The 26,828-nt window shown below is 54.5% G+C and carries 25 protein-coding genes; 14 read left to right on the top strand and 11 right to left on the bottom strand.

What is annotated here, in order from left to right; genetic code table 11:
• Positions 1–18: 18 nt before the first annotated feature.
• Together ACOSDM_RS14570 and ACOSDM_RS14575 are read right to left on the bottom strand one after the other, a co-directional pair.
• The gene (locus ACOSDM_RS14570; protein ID WP_420725272.1) at positions 19–1,362 is read right to left on the bottom strand and encodes a PQQ-binding-like beta-propeller repeat protein; all 1,344 of its coding nucleotides are present in this window, start codon (positions 1,360–1,362) and stop codon (positions 19–21) included.
• A gap of 49 nt (positions 1,363–1,411) precedes the next feature.
• Positions 1,412–2,062: a tetratricopeptide repeat protein gene (locus ACOSDM_RS14575; RefSeq protein WP_420725273.1), complete on the bottom strand. Its 651-nt coding sequence runs from the start codon at positions 2,060–2,062 to the stop codon at positions 1,412–1,414.
• 232 nt (positions 2,063–2,294) lie between these two features.
• Between ACOSDM_RS14575 and ACOSDM_RS14580 the strand changes: the two genes are divergently transcribed.
• Both ACOSDM_RS14580 and ACOSDM_RS14585 read left to right on the top strand, forming a co-directional pair.
• Complete coding sequence (locus ACOSDM_RS14580; RefSeq protein WP_420725274.1) at positions 2,295–2,654, top strand: hypothetical protein; 360 nt, start codon at positions 2,295–2,297, stop codon at positions 2,652–2,654.
• 253 nt (positions 2,655–2,907) lie between these two features.
• Positions 2,908–3,249 carry a DUF2794 domain-containing protein gene (locus tag ACOSDM_RS14585; protein WP_420725275.1) on the top strand — a complete coding sequence of 114 codons (342 nt, stop codon included), beginning with the start codon at positions 2,908–2,910 and terminating at the stop codon, positions 3,247–3,249.
• On the opposite strand, the gene sthA is transcribed toward ACOSDM_RS14585, so the two are convergent.
• Both sthA and epmA read right to left on the bottom strand, forming a co-directional pair.
• On the bottom strand, positions 3,246–4,643 hold the full coding sequence (gene sthA / locus ACOSDM_RS14590; RefSeq protein ID WP_420725276.1) for a Si-specific NAD(P)(+) transhydrogenase: 1,398 nt from the start codon (positions 4,641–4,643) through the stop codon (positions 3,246–3,248). The two genes, ACOSDM_RS14585 and sthA, sit on opposite strands and share 4 nt — an antisense overlap.
• Before the next feature lie 81 nt (positions 4,644–4,724).
• Entirely contained in the window at positions 4,725–5,780 is a 1,056-nt protein-coding gene (gene epmA / locus ACOSDM_RS14595) for an EF-P lysine aminoacylase EpmA (RefSeq protein ID WP_420725277.1), read from the bottom strand.
• Between the two features lie 129 nt (positions 5,781–5,909).
• Between epmA and efp the strand changes: the two genes are divergently transcribed.
• From efp to ACOSDM_RS14620, 5 genes are all read left to right on the top strand, one after another.
• A complete protein-coding gene (gene efp / locus ACOSDM_RS14600) occupies positions 5,910–6,476 on the top strand; it encodes an elongation factor P (protein ID WP_420725278.1) in 567 nt (188 codons plus the stop codon).
• Positions 6,477–6,490: 14 nt separating this feature from the next.
• Positions 6,491–7,306: an inositol monophosphatase family protein gene (locus ACOSDM_RS14605; protein WP_420725279.1), complete on the top strand. Its 816-nt coding sequence runs from the start codon at positions 6,491–6,493 to the stop codon at positions 7,304–7,306.
• A gap of 158 nt (positions 7,307–7,464) precedes the next feature.
• Complete coding sequence (locus tag ACOSDM_RS14610) at positions 7,465–8,610, top strand: OmpA family protein (RefSeq protein WP_420725280.1); 1,146 nt, start codon at positions 7,465–7,467, stop codon at positions 8,608–8,610.
• A 61-nt stretch (positions 8,611–8,671) separates the two neighbouring features.
• The gene (locus tag ACOSDM_RS14615) at positions 8,672–9,820 is read left to right on the top strand and encodes a flagellar motor protein MotA (RefSeq protein WP_420725281.1); all 1,149 of its coding nucleotides are present in this window, start codon (positions 8,672–8,674) and stop codon (positions 9,818–9,820) included.
• Between the two features lie 64 nt (positions 9,821–9,884).
• Positions 9,885–11,180: a peptidoglycan -binding protein gene (locus ACOSDM_RS14620; RefSeq protein WP_420725282.1), complete on the top strand. Its 1,296-nt coding sequence runs from the start codon at positions 9,885–9,887 to the stop codon at positions 11,178–11,180.
• A 22-nt stretch (positions 11,181–11,202) separates the two neighbouring features.
• On the opposite strand, the gene ACOSDM_RS14625 is transcribed toward ACOSDM_RS14620, so the two are convergent.
• Together ACOSDM_RS14625 and ACOSDM_RS14630 are read right to left on the bottom strand one after the other, a co-directional pair.
• The gene (locus tag ACOSDM_RS14625) at positions 11,203–12,900 is read right to left on the bottom strand and encodes a hypothetical protein (protein WP_420725283.1); all 1,698 of its coding nucleotides are present in this window, start codon (positions 12,898–12,900) and stop codon (positions 11,203–11,205) included.
• Between the two features lie 106 nt (positions 12,901–13,006).
• Positions 13,007–13,933 carry a ribokinase gene (locus ACOSDM_RS14630; RefSeq protein WP_420725284.1) on the bottom strand — a complete coding sequence of 309 codons (927 nt, stop codon included), beginning with the start codon at positions 13,931–13,933 and terminating at the stop codon, positions 13,007–13,009.
• A 241-nt stretch (positions 13,934–14,174) separates the two neighbouring features.
• Here ACOSDM_RS14630 and ACOSDM_RS14635 point away from each other — a divergent pair, with 241 nt between their 5' ends.
• The 7 genes from ACOSDM_RS14635 to ACOSDM_RS14665 all read left to right on the top strand — a co-directional run bounded on the left by ACOSDM_RS14635 (position 14,175) and on the right by ACOSDM_RS14665 (position 22,595).
• Positions 14,175–15,557, top strand: a complete 1,383-nt coding sequence (locus tag ACOSDM_RS14635) for an aspartate aminotransferase family protein (RefSeq protein WP_420725285.1) — start codon at positions 14,175–14,177, stop codon at positions 15,555–15,557.
• Positions 15,558–15,701: 144 nt separating this feature from the next.
• The gene (gene hemA, locus ACOSDM_RS14640; RefSeq protein WP_420725286.1) at positions 15,702–16,913 is read left to right on the top strand and encodes a 5-aminolevulinate synthase; all 1,212 of its coding nucleotides are present in this window, start codon (positions 15,702–15,704) and stop codon (positions 16,911–16,913) included.
• 410 nt (positions 16,914–17,323) lie between these two features.
• Positions 17,324–18,412 (top strand): ABC transporter ATP-binding protein, encoded by a 1,089-nt coding sequence (locus ACOSDM_RS14645; protein WP_420725287.1) that lies wholly within the window; start codon positions 17,324–17,326, stop codon positions 18,410–18,412.
• Positions 18,413–18,509: 97 nt separating this feature from the next.
• Positions 18,510–19,610, top strand: a complete 1,101-nt coding sequence (locus ACOSDM_RS14650; protein WP_420725288.1) for an extracellular solute-binding protein — start codon at positions 18,510–18,512, stop codon at positions 19,608–19,610.
• Between the two features lie 136 nt (positions 19,611–19,746).
• A complete protein-coding gene (locus ACOSDM_RS14655) occupies positions 19,747–21,012 on the top strand; it encodes an ABC transporter permease (protein WP_420725289.1) in 1,266 nt (421 codons plus the stop codon).
• A gap of 5 nt (positions 21,013–21,017) precedes the next feature.
• Positions 21,018–21,872 (top strand): ABC transporter permease, encoded by an 855-nt coding sequence (locus ACOSDM_RS14660; protein WP_420725290.1) that lies wholly within the window; start codon positions 21,018–21,020, stop codon positions 21,870–21,872.
• A gap of 174 nt (positions 21,873–22,046) precedes the next feature.
• Entirely contained in the window at positions 22,047–22,595 is a 549-nt protein-coding gene (locus ACOSDM_RS14665) for a hypothetical protein (protein ID WP_420725291.1), read from the top strand.
• A gap of 1 nt (position 22,596) precedes the next feature.
• Here ACOSDM_RS14665 and ACOSDM_RS14670 read toward each other — a convergent pair whose 3' ends face one another.
• From ACOSDM_RS14670 to ACOSDM_RS14690, 5 genes are all read right to left on the bottom strand, one after another.
• Positions 22,597–22,968, bottom strand: coding sequence for a response regulator (locus ACOSDM_RS14670; protein WP_420725292.1), 372 nt, complete (start codon positions 22,966–22,968; stop codon positions 22,597–22,599).
• A gap of 96 nt (positions 22,969–23,064) precedes the next feature.
• Entirely contained in the window at positions 23,065–23,577 is a 513-nt protein-coding gene (locus tag ACOSDM_RS14675; protein WP_420725293.1) for a GNAT family N-acetyltransferase, read from the bottom strand.
• Positions 23,578–23,582: 5 nt separating this feature from the next.
• Entirely contained in the window at positions 23,583–24,917 is a 1,335-nt protein-coding gene (locus ACOSDM_RS14680) for a S41 family peptidase (RefSeq protein WP_420725294.1), read from the bottom strand.
• 144 nt (positions 24,918–25,061) lie between these two features.
• Complete coding sequence (locus tag ACOSDM_RS14685; protein WP_420725295.1) at positions 25,062–25,592, bottom strand: gamma carbonic anhydrase family protein; 531 nt, start codon at positions 25,590–25,592, stop codon at positions 25,062–25,064.
• Positions 25,593–25,604: 12 nt separating this feature from the next.
• A complete protein-coding gene (locus ACOSDM_RS14690; RefSeq protein ID WP_420725296.1) occupies positions 25,605–26,666 on the bottom strand; it encodes a Glu/Leu/Phe/Val family dehydrogenase in 1,062 nt (353 codons plus the stop codon).
• Between the last annotated feature and the right edge of the window lie 162 nt (positions 26,667–26,828).

A 26,828-nucleotide genomic window follows, 5' to 3' on the forward strand; every position in this document is an offset into this window, starting at 1 on the left:
TTCGCCGCGACGCCATAATCAGCGCAGCGCGATTAGATTACCAGCATCCGTCTGAACATAGACAATGCCGTTCGCCACAATCGGCGGCACATAAATCGGGTCCCCCAGATCAATCCGACCCAACGGTTTCCCGTCATAGGGAGATACGGACCACAATTCCCCAAGCGAATTACCCAATAGCAGGCGATCAGACACCAGGACCGGTCCAGCCCATGTTATCGGGTCTTCCAAATCTTCTGGATCTTCAAAATTAGGCAAGGGCGTTGCCCAGCGCACCCGACCGCCCTGACGCGTCATGCACAGAATGGTTTGATCCAGGGTGACGACATACAAAAATTCCCCGGCGATCCAGGGTGTTTGCACCCCACCTATGCGGCGATCCCAGATACGCGATCCCGATGCCAAGTCAAAGCCCACCATGCGCCCACCGTGGCTGATCGCATAAACAATGCCGCGATCCACAATCGGGCGGGCACGAATATCCGCCAGGGATGCCAAGGCATCACTGCGCCGCGCGGATACCAGACTGTCGGACCAGTTCGGTCTTCCGGTGGCAAGACGCAGGGAAAACAGTTCCCCGGATGAATAGGGGACGACGGCCGTGCGGTCCGTGATCGCCGCGCTAGCGCCACCTAACAGACCAGCCGTTTCGGCAAAGCCTGCATGGAACCAGATCGACTCCCCGGTATCCGCATTATACGCGGTAACACGGTTGTCTATGGAAATCGCCAGAACCTTGCCTTCACCAACAGAAGGGGCCGCCCGGATCGGGCCCGGCGCAGTTGCATCCCAAATCAGTTGCCCGGTCTGCGCATTCAGGGCGAAAACATGCGCATATCCCGTGGTAACAAAGATCATGTGGTCGGCGTAAGAAACACCCCCACCGAACGCATCGCCATCCCGATCCGGCACTTCTGCCTCATACTCCCAGATCGGCTTCCCGGTTTCAGCATCAAACGCCCGAACCTCAAAATCGGCATCCATGGTATAGACCCTGCCTTCTGCGACAATCGGCCCAGACAGCAAGCGGCGGTTTCCATCGGACCCGCTCCCAATATCAACGCGCCACGCAACCTTCAGTTCATCACTGGATTTTAGATGATGCATCGCATGATCAGGATACCCACCGCCTTGAGGCCAGGAATCATTCATGTAAGGGGGCGGCAATTTCACACGCAAGTCCGACAGGCGCGGGTCCGGCTCAGCATCTGTGTCTTGTACCATGATGGAGATACGCTTGCCCGGCAGCGGCGGTGCTTCGGAATCCCCGAACCAACTGCATCCGCCCACCGCGAATACCAGCCCTGAAAGGACGATCCATGCGGCCAGACGATGCGCTTTTCTTACTGCTTGCTGTTTCATGCCTACCTAACTTTCACATCATGGACGCTATTGGCCTGTGGAGTCAGCCTCAGGATTTGATAGCCTGAAGAATCTCTGCCGCCTGCCCACGGGCACTGGTCGGCGCGCCGTCATCATCGGCAACCTTCGTCAGATAGTCTTGGGCCAAGGCCATATCACCAGACGTTAACGCCAGAGAGGCACCAACCATGCGCGCCGTATAGCGCCAGGGTTCACCATCCGCAGCCAAAGGTTCAATCCGCGCCAACAGCTCGTTGGAACTCCCCCCAGCAATCCCGGAATGCATGATCGCCATGACGTCTGCCAGGTCGCGATACAATTGTTCAACGGCACTGTCGCTTGCAATTGCTTCAAAAGCGGTGGCAGCAGCGGCGTGATCCCCAGCTTCGATATGCAAGCCTGCTGCCTGGAACCGCGCGACAAGACCAATGCCCTTTTCGCCCGCCTTGGAAGCAAGATCTTCAAAGGCCTTCAGGGCATCAGCATCACTGCCGGTTCTGGCTGTCTGTTGCGCAGCGCTGTATTGATCGGCCAAGGCCCGCATCTCAGATTTCTGCTGATCCTGATACCAGGTATAGGCGCCCGCCCCCAGAACCAGAACGACACAGACGGCCAAAACATATTTACCGTATTGTTTCCACCAGATCTGTGCCTTGTCCCGACGCAGTTCTTCGTCAATTTCATTAAAAATATCGGCCACGATCTATCCACTTTCCGGTTTGTACATATACTTAACGCGCGCGTTGTTGCCCCTATTTAGGCGAGCCGGACGATTTTATCCATGCCCTTTAATAAAAGCGCCCCAAAAACCATCGCTTTATAGGGTGATCCAACCCCAATCGCAATCATTGCGCCCATTTCGTCGCAGGTGGCCCAAAACTTGCTTCACAGAGGTCATGATTAATCGCGCAAATGTATTGGAGTCATGATTGATGATCAGGCCGCCGCTGAAACCCCATCGCAGGTCCGCCCCTTTTGGTATTGCAGCCGCGCTTTTTCTGCCAATGGCCCTTGGTGCCTGCGGGTCCGACCTGCTGACGCCATTTGGTGTTGCGGCGGTTACCACGGCGGTGATCATCAACGAAGACAAGACCCCGTCAGACCTTATCGCCAGTGCGGTCACCGGGCAGGATTGCGATACGATCCGGAAGAGCCGCGACAAAGGCCCCCTGTGCCGGGCGCCCCGGGAAGAAGTCATTGAAGCGCCGGTTTTCTGCTATCGAACGCTTGGCAATGTAAACTGCTTCGCAGAGCCCGACCCCTATGGCTATGACCAGCAAGAGATTAATTAGAGCGACAGGCACCATGGATACGCATGACTCTGATTACCAGCCGTCGCGGGTATAACGACGGATGGGGGCAAATCGTTACCCCGGACCCTGATCCGGGGTCCAGAGCGGCAGGCACCATGGATACGCATGAACTCAAAAAGCATTCGGTATCATTACCCCGTCATCGATTTCTCATTTCTGAAATTTGACACTTCCGTGACCGGTTAAAAATGGGCTAGGCTGAGGGTTCCTTGAGGTTACGGATACGAGGCTGATGACAGAGCTGATCGATTTTTCCGAATACCGGCGGCGCGGCGGCGGGAAACAGCGCACCTATTTCGATCAAGGCGAATTGCGACAATTACTGGCGATGTATTCCGTCCGGGTTTCCACCGGCGAATGGCGCGACTATGCCATCGACTTCAATGGCCCCGTCGCCGTGTTTTCTATTTTTCGTCACACCCATGAAACGCCGCTGTTTGCCGTTGCGAAACGGCGCAATGGAAAACATTTCGAATTCATCGTCCGGTCTGGTCGACAAACCTTGAAACGATGCAGGGAGTTATCCGAAGCCCTAAAAACCTTCGATAAACCCGTGCGGCTGATACAGAATTAAGCTCGATCCGGCATACGGTTCCAGGCATCCAGGGCGGCGATCTTATAGGCTTCGGCCAGGGTCGGATAGTTGAACGTATTTTCGACGAAATATTCCAGGGTCCCTTTCAGGTTCAGCACGGCCTGTCCGATATGGATCAGTTCCGTCGCCCCCTCCCCACAGATATGAACGCCCAGCAGACGATGGGTCTTGAGGGAAAAGATCATCTTCATCATGCCTGCATCCAGCCCCATAATGTGGCCGCGCGATGTCTCCCGGAATCTGGCGATACCGCATTCATAGGGTATTCCCCGTTCCTGCACTTCCTCTTCGGTCATGCCGACGGTTGAGATTTCCGGCACGGCATAAATACCATAGGGAAAATAGTCAGGCGGGTCCTGCATCGGCTTGCCCAACGCATGACAGGCCGCGATTCGCCCCTGCTCCATCGACGTTGAGGCCAGGCTGGGAAAACCGATCACGTCGCCGGCCGCATAGATATGGGCGACCTGCGTCTGGAAGGTTATGGGATCAACTTTCAGGCGTTTGCGACTGTCAGCGGTCAAACCGGCGGCGGCCAAATTCAGGCTGTCGGTCGCCCCTTCCCGTCCGGCGGCGAATAACAGCATGTCGGATTTCACCACCCGACCGCCCTTCAAATGCGCGATGACGCTGGGGCCGGAAACCGCGACCGATTCAATAGAACAGCCCAGCCGCAGAACCATGCCCCGGTCCCGCAATTGGTGGGTAAAATCCTCAATCAACTCACGATCCACAAAATCCAGCATCGTGTCGCGCCCTTCAATCAGCGTGACAGGCACATCCAATGCAGAAAAGATCGTCGCGTATTCGACCCCAATCACACCGGCCCCGATCACCGTCAGGCTGCGCGGCACCCGGTCCACTTCAAGAATCTCATCGCTGTCCAGAACGGAGACACCGTCAAAGGGGATCGTATCCGGGCGAAAGGGGCGCGTGCCAACGGCCAGAAGAAAACGATCCCCAGAGAAAATATGGGTTTCTCCATCTTCGCCCTGAACCTCAATCTTATGGGGCTCAATGAACTTGGCGTGACCGGGAATTGTCGTCACCTTATTGCGGGCAAATTGATGTTCCAGCACTTCAACTTCGTGATCCAGGGTTTTCAGCAAACGATGGCGCAGGTCGGTCGCTGAAATCTCCTCCTTCACGCGATAGGCACGCCCATAGAATCCGCGTTCTCTCCACCCCGACAGATTTAACACCGTCTCCCGCAGGGTTTTAGAAGGAATGGTGCCTGTATGGACCGATACGCCCCCAACCCGTCGGCCCTTTTCCACCACCAGAGCATCCGCCCCGAACTTCGCTGCCTGAATGGCCGCCCGCCGCCCGGCAGGTCCGCTGCCAATGACGATCAGATCATAATGCTGCTTCATTCTGTAAAATCCCCCAAACAGCGTTCCGCACTGCAGCAAATTTGTGGCAGGAAACGCGATGCAGGGCAAGGCTATGTCTGGTCAAGAAGAGACCCGCGCCCACAGCACGTCATCCAACCGATCCGCACCCGCCAACAGCATGACCAATCGGTCAAAACCCAGTGCCATGCCGGCTGCGGGGGGCATGGTGGCGACAGCGGTCAGGAAATCTTCATCGATTGGATAGCGATGACCATAGAGATGCGCCTTCAGGTCCATATCGGCCTGAAATCTTCGTCGCTGTTCATCCGCATTAGTCAATTCGCCAAAGCCATTCGCCAGTTCCACGCCACAGGCATAAAGCTCTACCCGTTCCGCCCAGATTGGATCGTCGGGTTTCGGACGGGCCAGGGCTGCCATGCTGATGGGATAATCGATCAGGAAGCATGGGGCGCCATCCCCCAGATGCGGTTCAATCCGGGCGTCCATCAGGCGGAAGAAGACATCATCGAAACTGTCATCCCCAGCCACCCGAATCCCCAATCGATTGGCGGTTTCGATCAGGGGCGCGACAGGTGGAGATTGTGGGTTTTCTGAGATCGTCGCGGTCAGGTCATGACCACAATATTCCGTAAAGGCCTCCGCCACCGTCAGCCGGAGAAAGGGCCCCATTGGATCACTGTGTCGATTCCCCCGCCGCAGGCCAGAGACCTGACAGGCCGTTGCCAGCGCACCAATCAGTGTCTGGGCATCAGACATCAACTCCTCATACCCTGCATACGCACGATACCATTCCAGCATCTTAAATTCCGGGCTGTGGGTGGGGGACCCTTCGGCATTGCGATAGACGGGACAAAGCTGCCAGATCTTCTCCATCCCGCCTGCCAGCAGCTTCTTCATCGCAAATTCCGGGCTGGTATGCAGATAGTATGGCTGGCCTGGATCATCGCTGCCGTAATGGCCTGCGGCCAACAGCCGGGTTTCAAACGCAGCCAGGTGGGGTTCCAGCCCTGGGGAGATCTGCAGCGCGGGTGTTTCCACTTCTACGAATCCCGCCGATTGGAACCAGTCGGCCAGAGCCGATTTCGCCCGCCCGCGCAGCGCCAAATTGTCCCGCCGTTTTGCCAAAGAGGCCGGAGCCCACCACGGATCGGTCATAGGATGCCTTTCAACCGCGCCGTGGTTTTGCCTGGCGCGTCTCTGCGGTTGCTCAGTCCGTCCGCTGGTGATAGACAGGCGCGCGATTCGGGGCGCGTCAGTGCGCTCCATGACAAAGGAAGTGAAATCATGAAAGTCAACGCGATCAACCTTCGGCCGGGTAATGCCTTCCTGCAGGATGGCAAGCTCTTGGTCGTGATTAAGAACGAGATCAACCAGCCGGGCAAGGGCGCATCTGTCGCCCAGATCGAAGCCCGCGACGCGCGCACCGGCACCAAGACCAGCCTGCGGTATCGCACCCAGGAAGCCGTGGAAAGCGCCGACCTGTTCGAAACCGACTATACCTTCCTGTATGACGACGGCGAAAAGCTGCACTTTATGGATGGCGAAACCTTCGAACAAATGGAAGTCGAACACGCTGTGCTGGGCGATCAGGTTCCCTTTTTGCAGGAAAACATGACGGTCCAAATCAAGACCTATGAAGGGGCCCCAATCTCTGCCACGCTGCCGGGCAAGGTCACCCTGGAAGTGGTCGAAGCCGACCCGGTCGTAAAAGGCCAGACACAGTCTTCTTCCTATAAGCCCGCCAAACTGTCGAATGGCGTCAGCACCTTGGTGCCGCCGCATATCGATGCCGGCACACGTATTGTTGTTAACACATTGGACGGTTCTTACGTCGAACGCGCCAAAGACTAAGGATTTGATCTGATATGCTAATTCGCTCTGCGCATTTAAACGTAATGACCAAGGCCGCCGAAAAGGCCGGTCGCATGCTGGTGCGCGATTTCGGAGAGGTGGAGCAATTGCAGGTATCCCGCAAGGGACCGGGCGATTTCGTCTCCACCGCCGATCAAAAAGCAGAGCGGACGATCATTGAGGAACTGACCCGCGCCCGCCCGGAAGCTGGCATCCTGGCGGAAGAATCCGGTGGCAAGATCGGGGATGATCCAACAAAGCGTTTCATAATCGATCCCCTGGATGGCACGACGAATTTTCTGCATGGATTGCCCCATTGGGCGGTTTCCATCGGATACGAAGAAAACGGCGAATTAATCGCAGGCGTGGTCTATGACCCTATCAAAGACGAGTTGTTCTGGGCCGACAAAGGCAAGGGTGCCTATGTCAATGACCGGCGCATTCGTGTTTCCGCCCGCCAGAACCTGCATGACGCCGTATTGGGGACCGGTATTCCGCATATCGGGAAAGAAACCGACGATCACATAAAATTCACACGCCATCTGCAAACTGCCATGAGCGAGACTGCGGGCGTGCGCCGATGGGGTACGGCATCCCTGGACCTGTGCTATGTTGCGGCGGGTCGCTTTGATGGTTTCTGGGAACGGGGATTAAGCCCCTGGGACGTTGCGGCCGGTATTGTAATCGTCAAGGAAGCGGGCGGTTTCGTCACGGATATCAAGGGGCGCGCTTATACCTTCAACAGTCCGGAAATCGTCGCCAGCAACGAACAATTACAGCGCAAACTGCTGTCGATGCTGAAAAAATCATCGCCCACGGAAGACGCCTAACGCGCTTTTGGTGCCAATTTAATCTGTTTCTGAGCGCCGGTTGCCTGTTTTGGGCGGTTGTCCCGCGCCCCCGGCTCACGCTATGGTCTTGCTGATCAGGTGACGCCCCCTCAAAAAAGAGCGGGACAGCACCATATCATTGTGTAAGAGCGACAACCGTGAGCGATCCTATGAAAGATGTCAGCCCCTGTGTGAACCGGCACGCCCTGCCCCGTTTTTGGCGTCAGCCTAAATTTTGGCGCCTTTCCGGCGGGACTGTGGGATTGGCCGCGCTGATGCTGTCGACCATGCTGACATCGGCACAGGCACAGCAGGCTTATTTTCGGGGGGAAGCAAATTCAAACGACTCCGTGACCGTGAATTTGTCTGTGATCGACAAGCTTAAAGGCGGGCCAGCCCCGCTGCAGGCACCCAGTTTTGCAACCCCCACTGCACCCCCTGTGATCTCTCAGACAGCGCCACCAAAGCCTATGTCGACAAAACCACAACCAGCCCCGACCGCCGGTCTGGCGCCGCCGCCCAGCCAGGCACCGCAATCGACATTGCTGGTTCCAAATGCCCCGTCCGGGTCCGGGAATAGCGTTGCTGCAACGCCACCGCCTGTGCCGTCCCTGCCCTTGCCAAAACCGGCAAAGGCCGCAACGCCCGCCCCAACGCCAGCGTCACCGCCACCCAAGCCGCAGATCGCCGCAGAACCTGCGCCGAAACCCGCGGTCCCCCAGCCTGCCCCTGAAGCGCCTCCGGCCTCCACAATAGAAGCACCTCAAACCGCAGCGGTTGAACCCTCCCCTGCGCCGGCCCCCACTGCGACCCAGACCGAAGAACAGGCCGCCACGCCAGCGCCAGCTTCCCCACCGCCTGCCCCCGCAATCACGCCAGAGCCTGCCCCGGCACAATCTGCGCCGGCCCAACCTGCTGCAGCAGAAGAGCCCCAGGTGGCGTCGGTTGACCTGACCGCAGTGGATTCGTCTGGCGTCATGAAAAACAATGATGGTCTGAGCGTCCTGTTCAGCCGGGATTCACAAGACCTGCCCAGTGCCGCCGAAACCGCCTTAGCGGAACTGGCTGAAGAGTTAAAAGGCAACGAAAGCCTGACATTGAAATTACTGGGATATTCTGAGCCAATCGGCGAAGCACAGAGCAAACCGCGACGCCTGTCGCTGTTCCGGGCGCTTGCCGTACGCACCTATCTGCTGAAACAGGGCATAGACAGTCGCCGGATGACGGTTCAAGCGCTTGGGACGAAGGATGAAAGTCCCGATCGACCGAAGAATCGCGTAGACCTGATCGTATCGGGTGCTTAAGGCACATCAGAATCAAGAATAGTGGACCCAACCGTATCTTTAGAAAGCGAGATGGCGAACAATGAGTACACCAACCCCGTTTCTTATACGTATGGGCATCTTTCTTATCATCATCGCCATCGGTGTCTTTCTGATCTATCCAACCCTGATGGATGCCTTTCTGGCAAATGCCGTGATCAATGGGGTTATTCTGGGCGTTCTGGTGATTGGTATCGTCCATGCCTTCCGAACCGTGGCCGGATTATTTGCAGAGACGAACTGGATCCAGCGTTTTCGGCTGAGCTTTGAAAATGGCTACCAGCATACCGAAGCAGCACCCCGCTTAATGGCGTCTGCCGCAACGCTGCTGACCAAGCGCAGCGAACGCGGGCAGTTGCACATTTCCGCAGGCGGGATGCAGACAATTCTGGATGGTGTCGGGGCCAGGCTGGATGAAAGTCGCGAAACCGGCCGGTATATGGTCGGACTGCTGGTCTTCCTGGGCCTGTTGGGCACATTCTGGGGCCTGTTGGACACAGTCCAAAGCGTTGGCGGCGTTATCAGTGGCCTTGATCTTGCCTCTGACAATGTTGCCGGCGCGTTTGAGAATTTGAAACAGGGCCTGCAAACACCCCTGTCTGGCATGGGCACGGCGTTTTCTTCGTCTCTGTTCGGCTTGGCCGGATCTTTGATCCTGGGCTTCCTGGCCCTACAGGCGGGACAAGCACAGAACCGTTTCTACAATGAATTGGAAGATTGGTTATCCAGCCTGACGCGCATCGGGGGTGGTTCCCTCGGTGGCGATGGCGATCAATCCGTGCCGGTTTACATTCAGGCCCTGCTTGAGCAAACGGCCGACAGCCTGGAAAGCCTGCAACGCACCATGGCGCGGGCCGAAGAAAACCGCCAATCATCACAACAGGATTTCGGCCTGCTGAACGAAAAGCTGTCGACCCTGGTCGACACGATGCGCACCGAACATGACCTGATGCTGCGCCTGGCAGAGGGGCAAAAGGGCCTGAAAGATGTGCTTGTCAAACTGTCAGAAACGTCTGGCAAAGGCGCCTTTGATGCAGAATCCGGCCGCCATATCCGCAACATCGATATGCATCTGGCGCGCCTGTTGGAAGATACCGCGCGGGGTCGTGCCGAAACGGTCCAGGAATTGCGCGGTGAGTTGCGTATTCTGGCCCGCACGATTGCGGGTCTGAAGGACAGCGGTAATGCGTAATACGTCCAAACTGTTTTCCCGATATTCTGCCCGACAATCTGATGGCGTGAGGAGCCGATAGTCTATGGCATATGCCCGTCGACAACGCGCCAATCTGGATATCTGGCCCGGCTTTGTGGATGCGCTGGCCTCGCTATTGATGGTCATCATCTTTCTTTTGATGATCTTTGTCGTCTCCCAGTTTTATCTGAATGAAGAAATCATTGGCCGCGATAAGGCCCTGGACAGGCTGCAGAACCGGGTTTCGGAATTGGCCGATATGCTGGCTCTGGAGCGGGAGTCTTCTGCTGAAATACGAACCAACCTGTCCAATGTGACCGAACAATTGCGCGCATCGCTGCAGCGTCAGGACGCGTTGGAATCCCAGATCTTTCAATTGCGCGGCGAGAATGCGTCGCTGGCATCAGAACTGGATGCCGTGAACAACAACAACCGCGACCTTCTGAGCCGCCTTGCCGTTAAAAATGATGAAACGGCCGCTGTCCAAAAAGACCTGAATGAGGCGCGAACCCGGCTTGAAGCCCTGGAGTCAGAGCGGGAGCAGGTCTCAAAAGAACTGGAAGACGCCTACAAAATCATCGACGCCGATAAGGAAAAAATCCAGACGCAATTAAGCGATCTGGCAAAACTGGAACGCGAAGTTGAGGCCCTGATCTCCCTGCGGGACGAATTGCAGGGGCGACTGGCCAATGAGGCGCTGAAACTGGATGACAAGCAAAAGGATCTGGTCGCCGCACGGGCTGAAACCGCGCTGTTGAACGACCAGATTCAGGCGCTGAATGACCAGATCGCGGAATTGAACAAGCTGCTGGAAGTCTCAGAGGCGCGCGACGCGGCGCAGCAGTCACAGATCGTCGATCTGGGCAAACGTCTGAATGTCGCCCTGGCCGGAAAGGTTCAGGAACTGGCGCGCTATCGTTCTGAATTCTTTGGGAAGCTGCGCGAAATCCTGGGCAATCGCAGCGACATCCGCATCGTTGGGGACCGCTTTGTCTTCCAATCAGAAGTCCTGTTCGAACAGGGCCAGGCTGAATTGGGGCCAGCCGGTCAGGTCCAGTTGATCAGCTTTGCCGATACGCTAAAAGAAATCGCCGCACGGATCCCGTCCGATATTGACTGGGTCCTGCAAGTCAATGGTCATACCGATAAGATTCCGATCAGAACCGCGCAATTCCCGTCAAACTGGGAATTGTCAACAGCCCGGGCGATTTCAGTGGTGAAATTCCTGGAAAGCCGGGGGATCGATCCGAACAGGATGTCCGCAGCGGGCTTTGCCCAATATCAGCCCCTGGATACTGGAAACAGCGACGAAGCCCTCCGCCGCAACCGCCGCATCGAAATGAAGTTCACCAATCGCTAAGAACACGCAATTCGCTATAAATTTATGTCTGAATATGCGCCGGAAGGGCGTTATTCCCCCGACGGTATTCCCGTAAAACCGACCAAATAACCATAAAAACACCGATGATGCACAATGCTGCGGAAATGAAAACTTCACGAATTACTGCCGATTCTGCAAAAATCTGCTGAAATTCAGGCGATGAAGCTTGTGAAAGCGCTAGCCGCTTCAGAGTAAGTACCAAACAGGTAGAGAGCATCAGCAGGGCACCAAATCCGCAGGTCTCCGGCACTGTCATCGCAGTGCTTTCGGTTTTCTTTTCAAGTAAAAAAGTAAAACTAGCCGAAACCGACCCGACGATCAGTGTAAATGGAAGAAGGTTCCACATTTCCTCTCGAAACTCCAGAAATCCTCCATGCAATAGAAAAGCTGACAATCCCAAAATTGCAGCAGATAATAGTACAAATGATACGCTAGACAGGATCAGAGAAACGGCACAATCCGACCAGGACGATCGATCAATAAACAAGCTGTCCCGAGTTTCCACATTTATCTCCATGCGCCGTAACGCGACATATACAGGAAAGAATGCGATAGAGAAAAGAAACGCAACCAAAAGCGAGGGCCAAACAATCATTGTCTTAGGCCCAATACCCTCATCAGGGATCGCGTCAACACCAAACAGACTAAGAATCGATATAACACCAACTAAAATAAAATAATACGCAATATAGGAGAAGAAAATTGAGAAGGAGACGATTTCTTTGGTGCGCTCTTTTTTTACTCTCACAACGTGATTTAATAAAATGTGCCCTTCAATCCCAACTTTACTTAAAATACTAAATACTGACTCACCGGAATTTACTAATTTTATTAAACCCGCTGAAATAATTAGCATTATTTTGTTTATTTCGTTCTGAAGTTTTTCCTCCCACTCATTAACATCCGGTGGCGGATAATTAAATTGTTCGTGGTTGGTTAGCGCATTAGCGAAATCCATCGTCGTCGTATCATACCCTTCAGAGCATGTTTCTTTTATCTTGCTTCTGTGCGTTTCCCAAAAATCATGGAAAATGTTCGCTGAATCTTTCCAGGATTCAACAATGATTACAAACTGCGTATAGCGGCGCAAAACACTCCCCAGTGGCTTGGATTCATCAATTGGCGTGCCGAAATGTTGACGAAGAGGCACCTTCAATCTGTCGGCTATGTCGACATCAGACCCAAGGTCGATGTTGGATGACGCTACAATTTTTCGGTACACCTGAACTTTCTTTGGAATAGCGGCAAATTGTTGGATCTTACTGCGCAACCAACGGTCAAAACCGCCCCCAAACTTCAAAACCGAAAATACAGCAACAAACGCAATTGTAGGCCCAAAAAACTCGGGCACCCTTAACGCATAAGCCAAGTAGTTCCCACCTGGAACGCCTAAGTTTTCGATAAAACTGGCCCATTCGTCTGATGGGACTTTTTCGTAAAGAAGATCAGATTGTTCGAGGATGAACCGAAAACAAATCGCATAAGCTGCGAAATAGACCAAAAATGTGCCCAGATACCAATGCCGTTTCGTCCAAACATTGGTCAACACGCTAAACCATGAAAGCAACTCAACATCGCCAGAAATCTTAGCGTATCGTCTCAGCAACAACCAAAACAAGATGCCCATAAAAACTAGAAAAGCGAGCAAAGCGAGAGTGCTTTCCACACCGAAAAGATAGGAAACAAGTTCTTTCATCATGCCCCCCGAAAGGAAAACCCTCAGCACCCATCAAGGAGAAATGTACCAGAACTACTACTTTAAGTCAACGTTATGGGTAATCTGTTTCGAGCGCTCCCTGATCCAGCTAACTCAATCTGCGACTGGCGGGCAGGCGATCCAGATTTGCGAGCACGTCATCATGATGCGGCATTGCGGATTGTGCGCCCTCTTTGGTGCAGCTCAGGCCAGCCCCGACAGAGCCCCATCGCAGGGCCTGTTCTATATCCATGCCCTGATCCAGCGCAACCGCCAGGTTGCCAACAAAGGCATCGCCTGCGGCTGTGGTATCGATGGCGGCCACTGGCAGGCTGGGTATTGACCAGCCCCCGTCAGCCCCAAAGCATAACAGCCCGGCACCGCCCAGTGTCAGAATGCAGGTCAGCCCATAGCGGCTGGCCAATGCGCGCGGCACACGGGTCGCCTGTTCAACCCCCAGACCAACCTCTTTCGCGACGGTCTGGCCTTCCAGTTCATTGACCACCAGATAATCGACGGCTTTCAGGATTTCCTCTGGCACCATGGCGGCAGGCGCAACATTTAATAGAATGCGGGCACCCTGGGCTTTGGCGCGCTTTACCAGGGCCCAGTTTTCCGTCGGCGAAACTTCCATCTGCATCAACAGCACTGTGGACTCATTAAGAACAGCATCCGGAACCTGAGAGGCCGTTGTGGCCATATTGGCGCCGGCGCCGACGATAATGCTGTTTTCGCCGGAATCATCGACCCAGATTGTTGCACAGCCGGTATGCTGATCTACCGCTTCGCCAACATTGGCGACATCCACGCCCTGTTCATTTAATAAATCCAAAGCGAATGATCCGAAATTGTCGTTTCCAACCATTCCGATCAGATGGACCTCTGCGCCGCCTCTGGCCGCTGCCAGCGCCTGATTGGCCCCTTTTCCGCCCGGCGTCATCAGATAATCGCGCGTCAGCAAGGTCTCCCCAGGGCGCGGCAGGCGTTGCACCCGCATTTCTATGTCAATATTTACCGATCCGAAGACGACAATCACGCCTCCACCCCTTTCCGCTGTTCATACTTTTTGTTTTGCCGATCTGCGCCGACCGTATCTATCTCTTCCTTACTACGCCAATTTGACGCAGCTTGGAAGAGTGCGGATTTCCATTGCCCGATCTGGTTCAGCCGGGTTGCCGATGGTTTTTCAGGGGTATAGTATTCGCGCCTTGTGATCACATATCCAGAGCTGTTGCGCAATGATTGTCGCCACTCTGGACAAACTCGGGACTTTATCCATGTCAGACCTCGTCAACTCCCCCGCCGCCCGCGACATCAAATACGTGATGCATCCCTATACAAATATGGAGAAGCACAAGGAAATCGGGCCGTTGATCGTTGAGAAGGCGTCTGGCGTCTGGGTCACAGATGATGCGGGCAAACAGTATATCGAGGGCATGGCTGGCCTGTGGTGCACATCGCTTGGTTTTGGGGAGCAGCGCCTGGTCGATGCCGCAACGAAGCAGATGCAGGAATTGCCGTATTATCACCTGTTCACCCATAAAACGCACACCCCCGCCATCGATCTGGCAGAGCGTCTGTGTGGCATGGTGCCCGGAAATATGGACAAGGTGTTTTTCGCCAATTCCGGTTCTGAGGCCAATGATACGGCTGTAAAGCTGATCTGGTATTATCACAATGCCATCGGCAAGCCGAAGAAGAAGAAAATCCTGGCGCGCCTTAAGGGCTATCATGGCGTGACCGTCGCAACCGCCAGCCTGACCGGCCTGCCTTTCAATCATCGGGATTTCGACCTGCCGATTGAAAACATCATGCATGTCGATTGCCCGCATCACTATCGGTTCGCCCATGAAGGCGAAAGCGAAGAGGATTTCGCGACCCGACTGGCCGAAAACCTTGAAAAGCGCATTCTGGAAGAAGACCCGGAAACCGTTGCCGCCTTTTTTGCAGAACCGGTTATGGGGGCAGGTGGCGTGATTGTTCCGCCCCGCACTTATTTTCAGAAAATTCAGCCGATCCTGAAAAAGTACGACATTCTGCTGTTGGCCGATGAGGTGATCTGTGGCTTTGGGCGCACAGGCAATATGTTCGGGTCCGAAACATTTGGCATTCAGCCCGACATGATGACCGTCGCAAAGGCGCTGTCCTCTGCCTATCTGCCAATTTCCGCCTTGATGGTGAATGAGAAAATTGCGTCCGCCGTGTCACAGAATTCCAACAAGATTGGAACTTTCGGTCATGGCTATACCTATTCAGGACATCCAGCCGCCGTGGCTGTCGCGCTGGAAACCCTGAATATATATGAGGAACGCGACATCCTGACCCATATCCGGGAAGTCGGTCCCTATCTGCAAGCGCGCTTGCGTGAATTTGCCGATCATCCCTTGGTCGGCGAAGTGCGCGGTGTCGGTCTGATCGGCGCGATTGAGCTTGTGGCGGACAAGGCGAGTAAGAAAAGCTTCGAGCCCAGCCTGGCCGTTGGCGCAAAGGTGATGATGGCGGCCCAAGAGCATGGTCTGATCTTGCGCAGCATGCCAACCGATACGCTGGCCTTCTCCCCGCCATTGATTATCAGCAAGGCGGAAATCGATGAAATGCTGAGCCGCTTTGGCACAGCCTTGAATGAAGTTGAGCAATCGCTGTCAAAGGCGGCTGCCTGAGATCGGTGCACCTGCGACACCCTTACCAAGGGACTTTTGTCGGCGTAACAGTTATGTAACGCGCCTGGAGAGACTATTTGACCCCAGGCTGGGTACGATATGGCAGTGGTATCGGCCGTGTCAGCGATTAGGGAAAGGCACCCAATGGATTATGATGCATTTTTCAGTGAGAAGCTTAACGCACTGAAAGCGCGCGGTGATTACCGCATTTTCGCGGAATTGGAACGTCGTGCAGGTCATTTTCCGTCGGCGCTGAAGCACGTGTCTGGATCGCGGGACGACATCACCGTCTGGTGTTCAAATGACTATATGGGCATGGGCCAGCACCCCGATGTGATCGCCGAAATGGTGAAAGCAGTGCAGACCCATGGGACCGGCGCAGGGGGAACCCGAAACATCTCTGGCAACAATCACCTGCATGTATTGTTGGAAGAAGAACTGGCATCGCTGCACGGCAAGGATGCGGGCCTGATATTCACCTCAGGCTATGTCGCCAACATGACGGTTTTGTCGACGCTGGCGCGCAGCATTCCTGGCTGTATCATCTATTCTGATGCAAAGAACCACAATTCCATGATTGAGGGCATTCGTCACTCCAGGGCTGAAAAGCGGGTCTGGAAGCACAATGACCCCGCGGATCTGGAACGGCTGATCCTGATGGACGACCCGGCCGCCCCCAAATTGGTTGCCTTTGAATCCGTCTATTCAATGGATGGTGACATTGCCCCCATTGCCGAAATCCTGGATGTCTGTGAACGCCACAATGCTTTGAGCTTTCTGGACGAGGTCCACGCAGTTGGCATGTATGGCCCGACAGGGGCCGGTGTCGCCGAACGCGACGGCGTGATGGATCGTGTGGACATCATTCAAGGCACGTTAGGCAAGGCCTTTGGCGTTATCGGCGGTTACATTGCCGGATCTGCCGTCCTGGTGGATTTCGTCCGGTCCTTTGGCAATGGATTCATTTTCACCACGGCCCTGCCCCCCAGCGTGGCCGCTGCCGCCCGCAAAAGCATTCAGATTGTCCGGGCCTCTCAAAACCTGCGGGATCAGCATCAGGACCGCGCGGCAGCCCTGAAGGCATCCCTGTTAAAAGCTGGCTTGCCGGTTATGCCGTCTGTGACCCACATCGTTCCGGTCCTGGTTGGGGACCCTGTCGCCTGTCGACGGGCAAGCGACCTGTTGATGGAACGACACCGCCTGTATGTACAACCCATTAATCATCCAACAGTGGATCGCGGCACGGAACGTCTTCGACTGACACCAACGCCCTATCATGATGACGCTGCTATCGCCAAATTGACCGACGCTCTGGTCGATGTCTGGGGTGCGTTGGATTTGAAACGCGCCGCTTAATTAACCAAAACCGAATTGCATTTTTTTTGCGCCGCACCATAAATATACACAGATTTGACGGAATTATTAAAATATATGACGCAAAAGTTTCAATGTTCGGGAAATTAGGGCTTTTCAATTCGGTTCACAACGCGTTAGGCTTCAAGTGGTTAAGGAATGGGCAACTTTCACGATCCATTTCGTCGACAGGGATACCCCGTCCAAGGACGGGTTAAAACGACCGGAAAATATAGCAACAAATGCGTTTGCGTTTGAGTGTCGGTACGTTTGCAACAGTTTGGGGGTAGGTTTGAGCTTTGCCAAACCACACAGCAATTCAACCACTATCAACATGACCGCGTCGGTCGTGCGCGGGCCTGAGCTTCTGCGCAACTGCTACCAATTTTTGTTTTGAAGGGGTGAGGGCAGCTATGGATAAGGACGACTACATCGTTCGGTTTGAGAACGTCCAGAAAAGCTATGATGGGGAGACGCTCGTCGTAAAAAACTTCAATATTGATATTGAACGTGGCGAATTTCTTACAATGCTGGGCCCATCGGGGTCCGGAAAGACGACCTGTCTGATGATGCTGGCGGGGTTTGAGCCGGCAACGAATGGCGAAATCTATCTGAATGGCAGCCCCATCAACAATGTGCCCCCACACAAGCGCGGCATTGGTATGGTGTTCCAGAACTACGCCCTTTTCCCGCATATGAGCGTCGCTGAGAACCTGGCCTTTCCGTTGAAAGTACGCGGGATGAACAAGTCGGATTCAGACGCAAAGGTTAAGCGTGCCTTGGGAATGGTGCGATTGGATGATTTTGGTGGTCGCCGTCCTGGGCAATTGTCTGGTGGTCAACAGCAGCGCGTCGCGGTTGCGCGCGCTTTGGTGTTCGAGCCGGATCTGGTGCTGATGGATGAACCACTGGGCGCGCTGGATAAAAACCTGCGCGAAGAAATGCAGTTTGAAATCAAACACATCCATGAATCTTTGGGTGTGTCCGTGGTTTATGTAACGCATGACCAATCAGAAGCTTTGACGATGTCTAACCGGATCGCCGTTTTCAACGATGGTGTGGTGCAGCAGTTAGCAGCCCCGGAAGTCCTGTATGAAAAGCCAGAGAATGCCTTTGTTGCGCAATTCATTGGTGAGAATAACAAGCTGACCGGCAAAGTGACCGCCGTCGATGGTGATATCGCACAGGTCACGCTGGATGGCGGCGGCGACAAGGTGGCTGCATTGGCGGTCAAATGCGGTGGCGTTGGTGAGAAAAGCCAACTGTCGATCCGCCCCGAGCGCGTTATTCTGGGCGATGAAGATGTCCCCAATAAGATGTCAGGTAAGGTCGTCGAACTGATTTACCTGGGCGACCACATCCGGTGCCGGATGGAAGTGGGCGACAGCAGTGAATTTATTGTGAAAGTGGCCAACAGCCATGCTCACGCAGCCCTGAAAGTCGGAGAAGTTACCCCGATCGGATGGGTCACAGAGGATTGCCGGGCGCTGGATGTGCTCTAGGTAAAATATTTAACCGTTATCGGATTCGTCCCGTCCGAGACGAATTCGAGTTCTCGAAACTCGGACGACATGAAACAGCTAAACCAGGGAGTAATCCATGAAATCCATGTATACCCTTGCTACCGCAGCCGCGGCACTGATGGCGATGTCTTCTGCACAAGCAGAAGATATGACCATTGTGTCCTGGGGCGGAGCCTACTCTGCCTCTCAGCAGGCGGCGTATCACGATCCCTACATGAAGCTTAATCCCGATGTGAACATCATCAACGATGAAAGCTCTAACGAAGCCGTGGCCAAAATGCGCGCCATGGCGGAAGCGGGAAACATCACCTGGGACGTCGTTGACGTCGTTGCAGCGGATGCAATCCGTCTGTGCGATGAAGGCCTGGCCATTGAAATCGATCCGGACAAGGATCTGGCCCCTGCGCCAGACGGCACCCCGGCTTCTGAAGACTTTGGCGAATTGCTGGTCTCCCCCTGCTATATCCCACAGATCGTTTATTCGACGACCTTTGGCTATCGCACCGATGTCGCCGAATGGGGCGGCAAAGAGCCGGAAGACCTGTGTGCCGTTTTCGACACCAAAACCTTCCCCGGCAAACGCAGCCTGGAAAAGCGCCCGATCAACAACGTCGAATGGGCCCTGCTGTGTGACGGTGTTGCACCAGACAAGATCTATGACGTGCTGTCCACCGATGCAGGCGTTGAGCAGGCATTGGCTAAACTCGCCACGATCCGTGACGACGTGATCTGGTGGTCTGCCGGTGCAGAAACGCCCCAGCGCCTCGCCGATGGCGAAGCGGTAATCGGTTCGACCTATAACGGTCGTCTGTTCTCTGTCATCGAAGAACAGAAGCAGCCGGTTAAAATGCTGTGGGACTGGCAGGTATTTGACCTGGACGGCTGGATCGTTCCGGCTGGTCTGCCTGAAGACCGCCTGAAGCGCGCTATGGACTATATCTACTTTGCCACCGATACGCAGCGTCTTGCGGATCAGGCCAAGTATATCTCTTACGGCCCGGCGCGTAAGTCTTCGGCACCGTTGGTTGGTAAGCATGCAGAACTGGGCATCGAAATGGCCCCGCATATGCCGACCGATCCGAACAACGCCAAGAACACACTGCTGTATAACTACGAGTGGTGGGCTGATAACCGCGATGATCTGGATGCTAAATTCCAGGCATGGTTGGCTCAGTAATGCCTATTGTCGGGGGCGGAGCGCCGTCCCCGACAGTTTGTTCCTTTCAGATGATTTTTATTTTTTTGTAAATTTTGATTTTACTGAGTGTTGGTTGGGTTTGGCGTAATCGGTTCAGCGTGAATGGGGGATGACGATGAGTAACGCACAGGCAAGTAATGCCGGAGTAATTTCCGCAGATGGTGTGCCGCTGAAAGTCAGTTTAGCACGTGCGCTGCGGCGCCAGAAAATTCGCGCCCTGATGCTGATCGCCCCGCTGCTGATATTCGTTGTCATCAGCTTCATTGCGCCGATTGCGGATATGTTGTTCCGGTCTGTCGAAAACTCCATCGTACCAGATACCCTGCCGAAAACCGTTGTCGCCCTTCAGGAGTGGGATCCTGCCTCGAATGAAGCGCCAGGCGAAGCCGTGTTTGCGGCAATGCATGCCGATCTTGTTATCGCCGCTGAACAAAAAATCCACACCCGTGTGGGCCAGCGCCTGAACTATGAAGCGCCCGGCGTTTCCAGCCTGTTCCGAAAAACGGGCCGCCGGGTAGACCGGATGGAACCTGGCAATTACAAAGAACAGTTCCTCGCGATCGATAAGGACTGGGGCAATGTAGAAATCTGGCAGACGATCCATCGTTTTTCCGGCAATTACACCTCCGGGTATTTTCTGTCTGCCGCCGATGCGGAACTGACGCCAGACGGCATTGAACTGGTCCCGGAGAACGAGCGCATATATCTGACATTGTTCGTCCGCACGCTGGTCCTGTCCTTCACGATTACCCTGACCTGCGTTCTGTTAGGATATCCAATTGCCTTTTTGCTGTCGAACCTGCCGATGCGCACATCCAACATGTTGTTGATTCTGGTCCTGCTGCCGTTCTGGACATCGTTGCTGGTGCGCACATCCTCCTGGATCGTGCTGTTGCAGCAACAGGGGGTTATCAATGATCTGTTGGTTTCCATTGGAATATTGGACGATCAGAATCGACTTGAACTGATGTATAATCAGTTCGGGACGATCATTGCGATGACCCATATCCTGCTACCCTTTATGATTTTGCCACTTTATTCGGTCATGAAGACGATATCTCCCTCCTATGTCCGGGCGGCGAAATCTCTGGGGGCAAATGATTGGACGGCCTTCTGGAAAGTTTACTTCCCCAATTCAATTCCAGGAATCGGGGCGGGGGCTATTCTGGTCTTTATCCTGTCTATTGGTTACTACATCACACCGGAACTGGTTGGGGGCACCTCGGGGATCTTTATCTCAAACCGGATCGCTTACCACATTTCTTCTTCGCTGAACTGGGGACTGGCTGCAGCGCTTGGCGTTATTCTGCTGGCACTGATTCTCGTGTTCTATTGGCTCTACGATAAGATCGTGGGCATCGACAACGTGGCTCTGGGGTAAAATCAATGGCTGCTCTTCCTCCCTACGCATCATCGGCGCAAATTGCCTGGCACTACGGGTTCCGGACGATCTGTACCTTGATTTTCATCTTCCTGATGTTGCCGATCATGGTGATTGTACCGCTCAGCTTTAACGCTGAAGACTTTTTCACCTTTACCAAAGCAATGCTGGCATTGGATCCAGACGGCTATTCGTTGAAGCACTACAATGACTTCTTCACCAATTCCGATTGGCAGGGCGCATTGGGGAACAGTTTGCGCATTGCCCCAATGGCGACATTGCTGTCCACCGGTCTTGGCACCCTGGCTGCAATTGGCCTGTCACAACAGCATGTCCCATTCAAAGGGGCGATCATGGCGATCCTGATTTCGCCGATGATCGTGCCGCTGATTATCTCTGCTGCAGGCATGTATTTCTTTTATTCCCGCATCGGCCTGCAGGGCACCTATTGGGGCGTGGTTCTGGCGCATGCCGCCCTGGGAACGCCCTTTGTTATCATTACCGTCACGGCCACGCTGGTTGGTTTCGACCGAAGTCTGGTTCGGGCGGCTGCCAGTCTGGGGGCCAATCCGGTCACAACTTTCGTTAAGGTTCAGATGCCCCTGATCCTGCCCGGTGTTATCTCCGGTGGCCTGTTTGCCTTCATCACCTCCTTTGACGAGGTTGTGGTCGTGCTATTCGTTGGATCGGCAGGACAGAAAACCTTACCCTGGCAGATGTTCACGGGCCTGCGGGAGCAGATATCCCCGACCATTCTGGCCGTTGCAACCGTGCTGATCGCGATATCCATCCTGCTGCTCAGCACGCTGGAACTGTTACGTCGCCGTTCCGAGCGGTTGCGGGGCATGTCACCAGGGTAATTTGCACCGAGTAACTGCATCATAAAATGCGCTGACTGTCAGCAATCCGCATTGCTGTTCCTAAGGCATTTGGATAGCGTTCCATCGTATTGGACGCATTGCGAAAATCATTTCTGGATTTTCTGCGGCGAAGGCCTTAAGTCTGTTGCGAGCGACTCGCAACTAATAGAAAGTATGCTGATGTATGGCGATAGAAGTTTGGTCCCTGGCGAAGCGGTCCGACTGCTCGCCCTGGGCGCATTGATGGAAAAGGATTGCCGCTATGGCGATCTGGCGACTGAAATTCGTTTCTTCACCCAACGTATCGTAGGCCCCTCTCTGGATCTGTTGGGGTCCTCGCTGGAATTGTTGCGAATAGAGGGGTTGGCCGACGCAGTTGAACATGCGGAAAATGATGAACGCGCCCTTTTGCGTATTACGGAGTCCGGTCGCAGCCTTTTTGAAGACCTGATGAGTGCGCAACTGAGAGCACCGATAAATGATGTCGGGCGTTTGGTACTGCTACTGAAACTGCGGTTTCTTACCTATCTGCCAAAAGAGGCACAGGAAGACCAATTGGACCTGTTGAGTGATATCGTCCGTACCGAACGTGCCCGTGCCGCAGAGCTGGTCAAAGAATTCGGGGAACATCCCATCGCAGACTGGCTGGCAATTGACATTGAACAGGCCGACCGGCGCATCACCTGGTTAGAGTCGGCTCTTAAAAAACTCTCTGTGAGTTGATTTAACGATAATGCCGGGCGACCGTTTCTACGAAAACAGGAACGGATATAGGTTTGGACAGATAATCATCGCAGCCCGCTTTCAGAAACCGTGCTTCATCCCCTGCCATGGCAAACGCGGTAACAGCGATGATGGGAATATCTGCAAGGTCAGGATTCGCCCGAATGGCCTTCGTGCATTCCACCCCTGACATACCCGGCAGTTGGATATCCATTATAATCGCACCAGGGCGAATTTCCTTCAGCAATTCCAGGGCCTTTTCCGCATCACCGGCCTTAAAGACGGTATAGCCCAGCGCCACGAGAAGATCGCTGAACAACCTCATATTGATGATATTATCTTCAACTATCAGTATTGGTGCAGATGCTGTCATGAGCCTTAAACCTGTGCATTCTTTTCCATCACGTGCGACGATGTACCGTATCTTACAGTGCGTCTTCTTAATAAAATGGAAAGACTTTTGTCATTTTTATTCAATAGGAATGGAGGCCAGCGCAGTGAGCGCATCCCCTTCAACGCGATAGCTTAACCGATTGAGTTTGAAACTGTCCGGCGCAATCAACTCGTAAAATGCGCGGGCATGCAGATCCAGTCTATCAGCATGCCAGTCGATACGGCGATATCCCTGGTCCAGACAAATTTGCGCCAGATGCGTCATCAGGGCCTTTCCAACCCGTTTGCCACGCGCTTCCTCTGTCACATAGAGGTCCCGCAGGAAAATCCCATTTCCCACAAAGGCCGCTTCATAGACGGTCGAATACATTGCAAAGCCGAGGGGCTTCGATTGCTCTCCTGGCTGGGTCCAGGCAATAAGACAGTCATAGGCACCCGCCCCTGCCGGGCCATCCTGTTCCAGAATGGTCGCAAGTTCAGCCTCTTCAACAGGCATTGGTGTTTTATAGAAAGCCAGCATTTCGGCGACCAAAGGACCGATTTTCGCCATATCGCCCGGTCCGGCAGGGACAATCTGAAATGCTGTCATAGGCTTTAGTTCTGCACAACGCCGGATGGTGCCAGGGTCAAGGCTCCGCTGGACAGATCTTTCACAAGGCTCAACGCCTTATCCAAGGCCTCATCCACTTCCTCCGTCTCTGGATCATCCAGCACGGCAATGGTGGGTTCGATGCCCCCGTCAACCGACTTGCCACTGGGCGTATAATACAGCGCCGTCGTCAGTTTTAGACCGCCGCCGCCGCTGAATTCATAGGTCGTTTGAACAGAGCCTTTGCCATAGCTGCGCTCGCCGATCACCAGACCGCGGTCGCGATATTTGATTGCACCGGCGACAATCTCTGATGCACTGGCCGAGCCTTTATTGATCAAAACGACGACCGGCAGGCCTTCGCTGGGATCTGCATAATCGGCATCAAATTCCTGACTATCTGTCCGGCTGCGCGTGGAAACAACCAGCCCCCCTCTGAGAAAGGCTCCCGCGACATCGATACTTTCATCCAACAGGCCGCCCGGATTGCTGCGCAGGTCAACCACATAGCCTTTCAAGCCGTTCGGCCCGGCCTGTTGTTTCAACTCCGACATGGCGCGGCGCAGCGCGCTGCCTGTATCGCGCACGAAATGGGTAATGCGCAGATAGGCAATCCCATCGTCTTCAATTCTATATCGCACACGCTGAATGCGAATAACCTCCCGGGTCAGTGGCAGATCGAAATCCGCCTGGCCTTCCCGTGCGATGGTGACGGTAATCACCGATCCAGGCGGGCCGCGCAGCAGTTCAACAGAATCGCGCAAATCCATTTCCGCCAGCGAAACGCCGTCGGCATGGGTTAAGACATCGCCAGACTTCACGCCCGCGCGCATCGCTGGCGTCCCATCGATGGGGGAAATTACCGCCAGCCCTTTGGGGTCCTTCTTAATCTCAATCCCCAAACCGCCAAATGCCCCATTGATCTCCTGATTCAATTTCTGAAAGGCATCTCGGTCCATATAGACAGAATAATCGTCCAGCGAATGCATCATCCCGTTGATCGCGGCCTCGACCAAATCGGAGTCCGACGCCACCGTCGGGTCTGGGAAGCTTTCCCGCATCCCCTCCTCTGCCGATTTCATCAAATCGACATCCTCTGTCGGTCGAACATAAGCATATCGGACGCGCTGATAGGCCTGAGCGAAAAGGCGACTGTCGGCGCGATGGGGATCTTCTGGACCGATCCGCCCCCCGCGATAGGCGCTGATAAACTGATCCATTTTTGCGGCTGTATCGCGCGCGTCGGGTGCGGAGATACCGCCGCCCATGACACAGGCAACCGCAACGACACCGGCAAATCCCGCCGCAAGGAGAAGTTTGGTTCCACGTTTCATGCGCATAATTATAGTCGATCTATCCATCATTCGCCAATTCACTTGATAGGGCCGCAAGGCATTTAGCAGAAAGTACCGTAGCGCAGCTTTTAGACCGCGCAAGCATCTCGCCCAGCCAATGCTAGAACCGTGCCATTTGCACTAACGCCGCTATTGCGACCCATCACGATATTGCCGGGTAAGACGCTGGTAATGCTGTGCATCAAAGACCAGAAAGTCGGCATCTTCAGGGCGAAGATCGCGCATTTTCCGGGCAGGATTGCCTGCCCATAACTCGCCGGAAGGAATCTTCTTGTTTGGTGCGACCAAAGCGCCCGCAGCAACAAAGGCACCCTGTCCCACGACAGCCCCATCCAGCACGATGGCCCCGATCCCGACCAGGCATCCATCCTCCAGCGTGCAGCCATGCAGCCTGGCCCCATGCCCAACCGTCACATTCTGTCCGATCACAGTGGGCCCTGTATCCAGGGTGACATGAACAACCGTGCCATCCTGAACATTCGACCCATCGCCAACAGTGATGCTTTGATCATCACCGCGCAGGACACAGCCAAACCAGATACTGACGCCTGCCCCGATCGTGACATCACCAACCAGCACGGCCCCTGGGGCAATATAGGCGCTGGGGTCGATCTTTGGCGTCTTCCCAGCATAGGCCAGGATGATCGGTTCAGCGGTCATGGAACGGGATCCCTATTCTGCGGCGTGTAGACCCGCAGAGTGCCCAGCCGGGTTCAATCGATCAAGCGCCAATCGATCCGCGGCGATATGGGTCGCGATGCCTTCCTTCTTGGCCCGCTGATAGATTTCTTCCAGGGTAACGCCAATCTGCGCGATATGCGCAAAGGTCGTTTCCCGATCAAAATTCGGACCTTCGTGATAGATGTGGATCACCCCACCGGCATTAATCACATAATCGGGCGCATAGAGAATACCGCGCTGGGCGAGGCGATCCCCGTGGCGATCTTCGGCCAACTGGTTGTTGGCAGCCCCAGCCACAACACTGGCGCGCAATCGATCCACAGTCTTGTCATTGATCGACGCCCCCAGCGCACAGGGCGCATAAACATCAACATCGGCATCATAGATATCGTCCAGACCGACCACGGTTGCGTTCAATTCTGACTCTGCCTTCGCCAAAGCCGCCTGATCGATATCGGTGACGGTCAGGACAGCACCGGCCTCATGAAGCTGGCGCGCCAGATCATAGCCAACATGCCCCAGACCCTGAACGGCGACACGGATGCCTTGCAGGTCCGTTGCACCCAACCGGGCGCGCACAGTCGCCTCAAGGCCTTTGAATACGCCATAGGCGGTGCCGGGTGACGGATCAAAACCGACCCCTTTCACACCGCGCACATGAGGGGTTTCCTTTGAAACCTCCAACATATCATCAGGACTGGTGCCAACATCTTCCGCCACGATATAGCGGCCGCCCAGATTTTCCACGAACCGACCCATCTCCCGCATCATGGCGGGCGTCTTATCGGTCTTGGCATTACCCAGAATGACAGACTTGCCACCGCCCCAGGGCAGACCGGCCAGCGCATTCTTGTAAGACATGCCCCGCGACAGGCGCAGCACATCGGTCAGCGCCGCCTGATCATCCCCATAATCCCACATGCGACAGCCCCCCAGTGCCGGGCCAAGGGTCGTGCTGTGAATGGCAATAATCGCCTTTAAACCGGTTTTCGCATCACTGTGAAAGGCGACGGTTTCATGACCATCAAAGCTTTTCGACGAAAACACACTCATGGGGACTTCTCCTCTGTTTGGTGAAGTTGAAATATTATTACCCAAAATATGAGCCTGATTTTGATAGGAAAAAAGGGGGATTCTACAGGTCTTCAAAGAAAGACCGAAAATCATGAAGCAGCGCCGAAGAGACGCAATTATTGATCACAATACCCTGAAAAA

The sequence above is a fragment of the Hwanghaeella sp. LZ110 genome, from assembly GCF_048892525.1.
In the GTDB taxonomy this organism is placed as follows: Bacteria; Pseudomonadota; Alphaproteobacteria; order UBA8366; family Aestuariispiraceae; genus Pacificispira.

What these genes read in the sequence shown, in the direction of transcription:
- ACOSDM_RS14680 (WP_420725294.1), bottom strand. Translation starts at nt 24,917, where the DNA reads ATGCGCATGAAACGTGGAACCAAACTTCTCCTTGCGGCGGGATTTGCC.
- ACOSDM_RS14605 (WP_420725279.1), top strand. Translation starts at nt 6,491, where the DNA reads ATGCTAATTCGCTCTGCGCATTTAAACGTAATGACCAAGGCCGCCGAA.
- ACOSDM_RS14645 (WP_420725287.1), top strand. Translation starts at nt 17,324, where the DNA reads ATGGATAAGGACGACTACATCGTTCGGTTTGAGAACGTCCAGAAAAGC.
- hemA (WP_420725286.1), top strand. Translation starts at nt 15,702, where the DNA reads ATGGATTATGATGCATTTTTCAGTGAGAAGCTTAACGCACTGAAAGCG.
- epmA (WP_420725277.1), bottom strand. Translation starts at nt 5,780, where the DNA reads ATGACCGATCCGTGGTGGGCTCCGGCCTCTTTGGCAAAACGGCGGGAC.
- ACOSDM_RS14685 (WP_420725295.1), bottom strand. Translation starts at nt 25,592, where the DNA reads ATGACCGCTGAACCGATCATCCTGGCCTATGCTGGGAAGACGCCAAAG.
- ACOSDM_RS14650 (WP_420725288.1), top strand. Translation starts at nt 18,510, where the DNA reads ATGAAATCCATGTATACCCTTGCTACCGCAGCCGCGGCACTGATGGCG.
- ACOSDM_RS14660 (WP_420725290.1), top strand. Translation starts at nt 21,018, where the DNA reads ATGGCTGCTCTTCCTCCCTACGCATCATCGGCGCAAATTGCCTGGCAC.
- ACOSDM_RS14665 (WP_420725291.1), top strand. Translation starts at nt 22,047, where the DNA reads ATGCTGATGTATGGCGATAGAAGTTTGGTCCCTGGCGAAGCGGTCCGA.
- ACOSDM_RS14635 (WP_420725285.1), top strand. Translation starts at nt 14,175, where the DNA reads ATGTCAGACCTCGTCAACTCCCCCGCCGCCCGCGACATCAAATACGTG.
- efp (WP_420725278.1), top strand. Translation starts at nt 5,910, where the DNA reads ATGAAAGTCAACGCGATCAACCTTCGGCCGGGTAATGCCTTCCTGCAG.
- ACOSDM_RS14615 (WP_420725281.1), top strand. Translation starts at nt 8,672, where the DNA reads ATGAGTACACCAACCCCGTTTCTTATACGTATGGGCATCTTTCTTATC.
- ACOSDM_RS14620 (WP_420725282.1), top strand. Translation starts at nt 9,885, where the DNA reads ATGGCATATGCCCGTCGACAACGCGCCAATCTGGATATCTGGCCCGGC.
- ACOSDM_RS14690 (WP_420725296.1), bottom strand. Translation starts at nt 26,666, where the DNA reads ATGAGTGTGTTTTCGTCGAAAAGCTTTGATGGTCATGAAACCGTCGCC.
- ACOSDM_RS14580 (WP_420725274.1), top strand. Translation starts at nt 2,295, where the DNA reads ATGATCAGGCCGCCGCTGAAACCCCATCGCAGGTCCGCCCCTTTTGGT.
- ACOSDM_RS14570 (WP_420725272.1), bottom strand. Translation starts at nt 1,362, where the DNA reads ATGAAACAGCAAGCAGTAAGAAAAGCGCATCGTCTGGCCGCATGGATC.
- sthA (WP_420725276.1), bottom strand. Translation starts at nt 4,643, where the DNA reads ATGAAGCAGCATTATGATCTGATCGTCATTGGCAGCGGACCTGCCGGG.
- ACOSDM_RS14670 (WP_420725292.1), bottom strand. Translation starts at nt 22,968, where the DNA reads ATGACAGCATCTGCACCAATACTGATAGTTGAAGATAATATCATCAAT.
- ACOSDM_RS14585 (WP_420725275.1), top strand. Translation starts at nt 2,908, where the DNA reads ATGACAGAGCTGATCGATTTTTCCGAATACCGGCGGCGCGGCGGCGGG.
- ACOSDM_RS14625 (WP_420725283.1), bottom strand. Translation starts at nt 12,900, where the DNA reads ATGATGAAAGAACTTGTTTCCTATCTTTTCGGTGTGGAAAGCACTCTC.
- ACOSDM_RS14655 (WP_420725289.1), top strand. Translation starts at nt 19,747, where the DNA reads ATGAGTAACGCACAGGCAAGTAATGCCGGAGTAATTTCCGCAGATGGT.
- ACOSDM_RS14675 (WP_420725293.1), bottom strand. Translation starts at nt 23,577, where the DNA reads ATGACAGCATTTCAGATTGTCCCTGCCGGACCGGGCGATATGGCGAAA.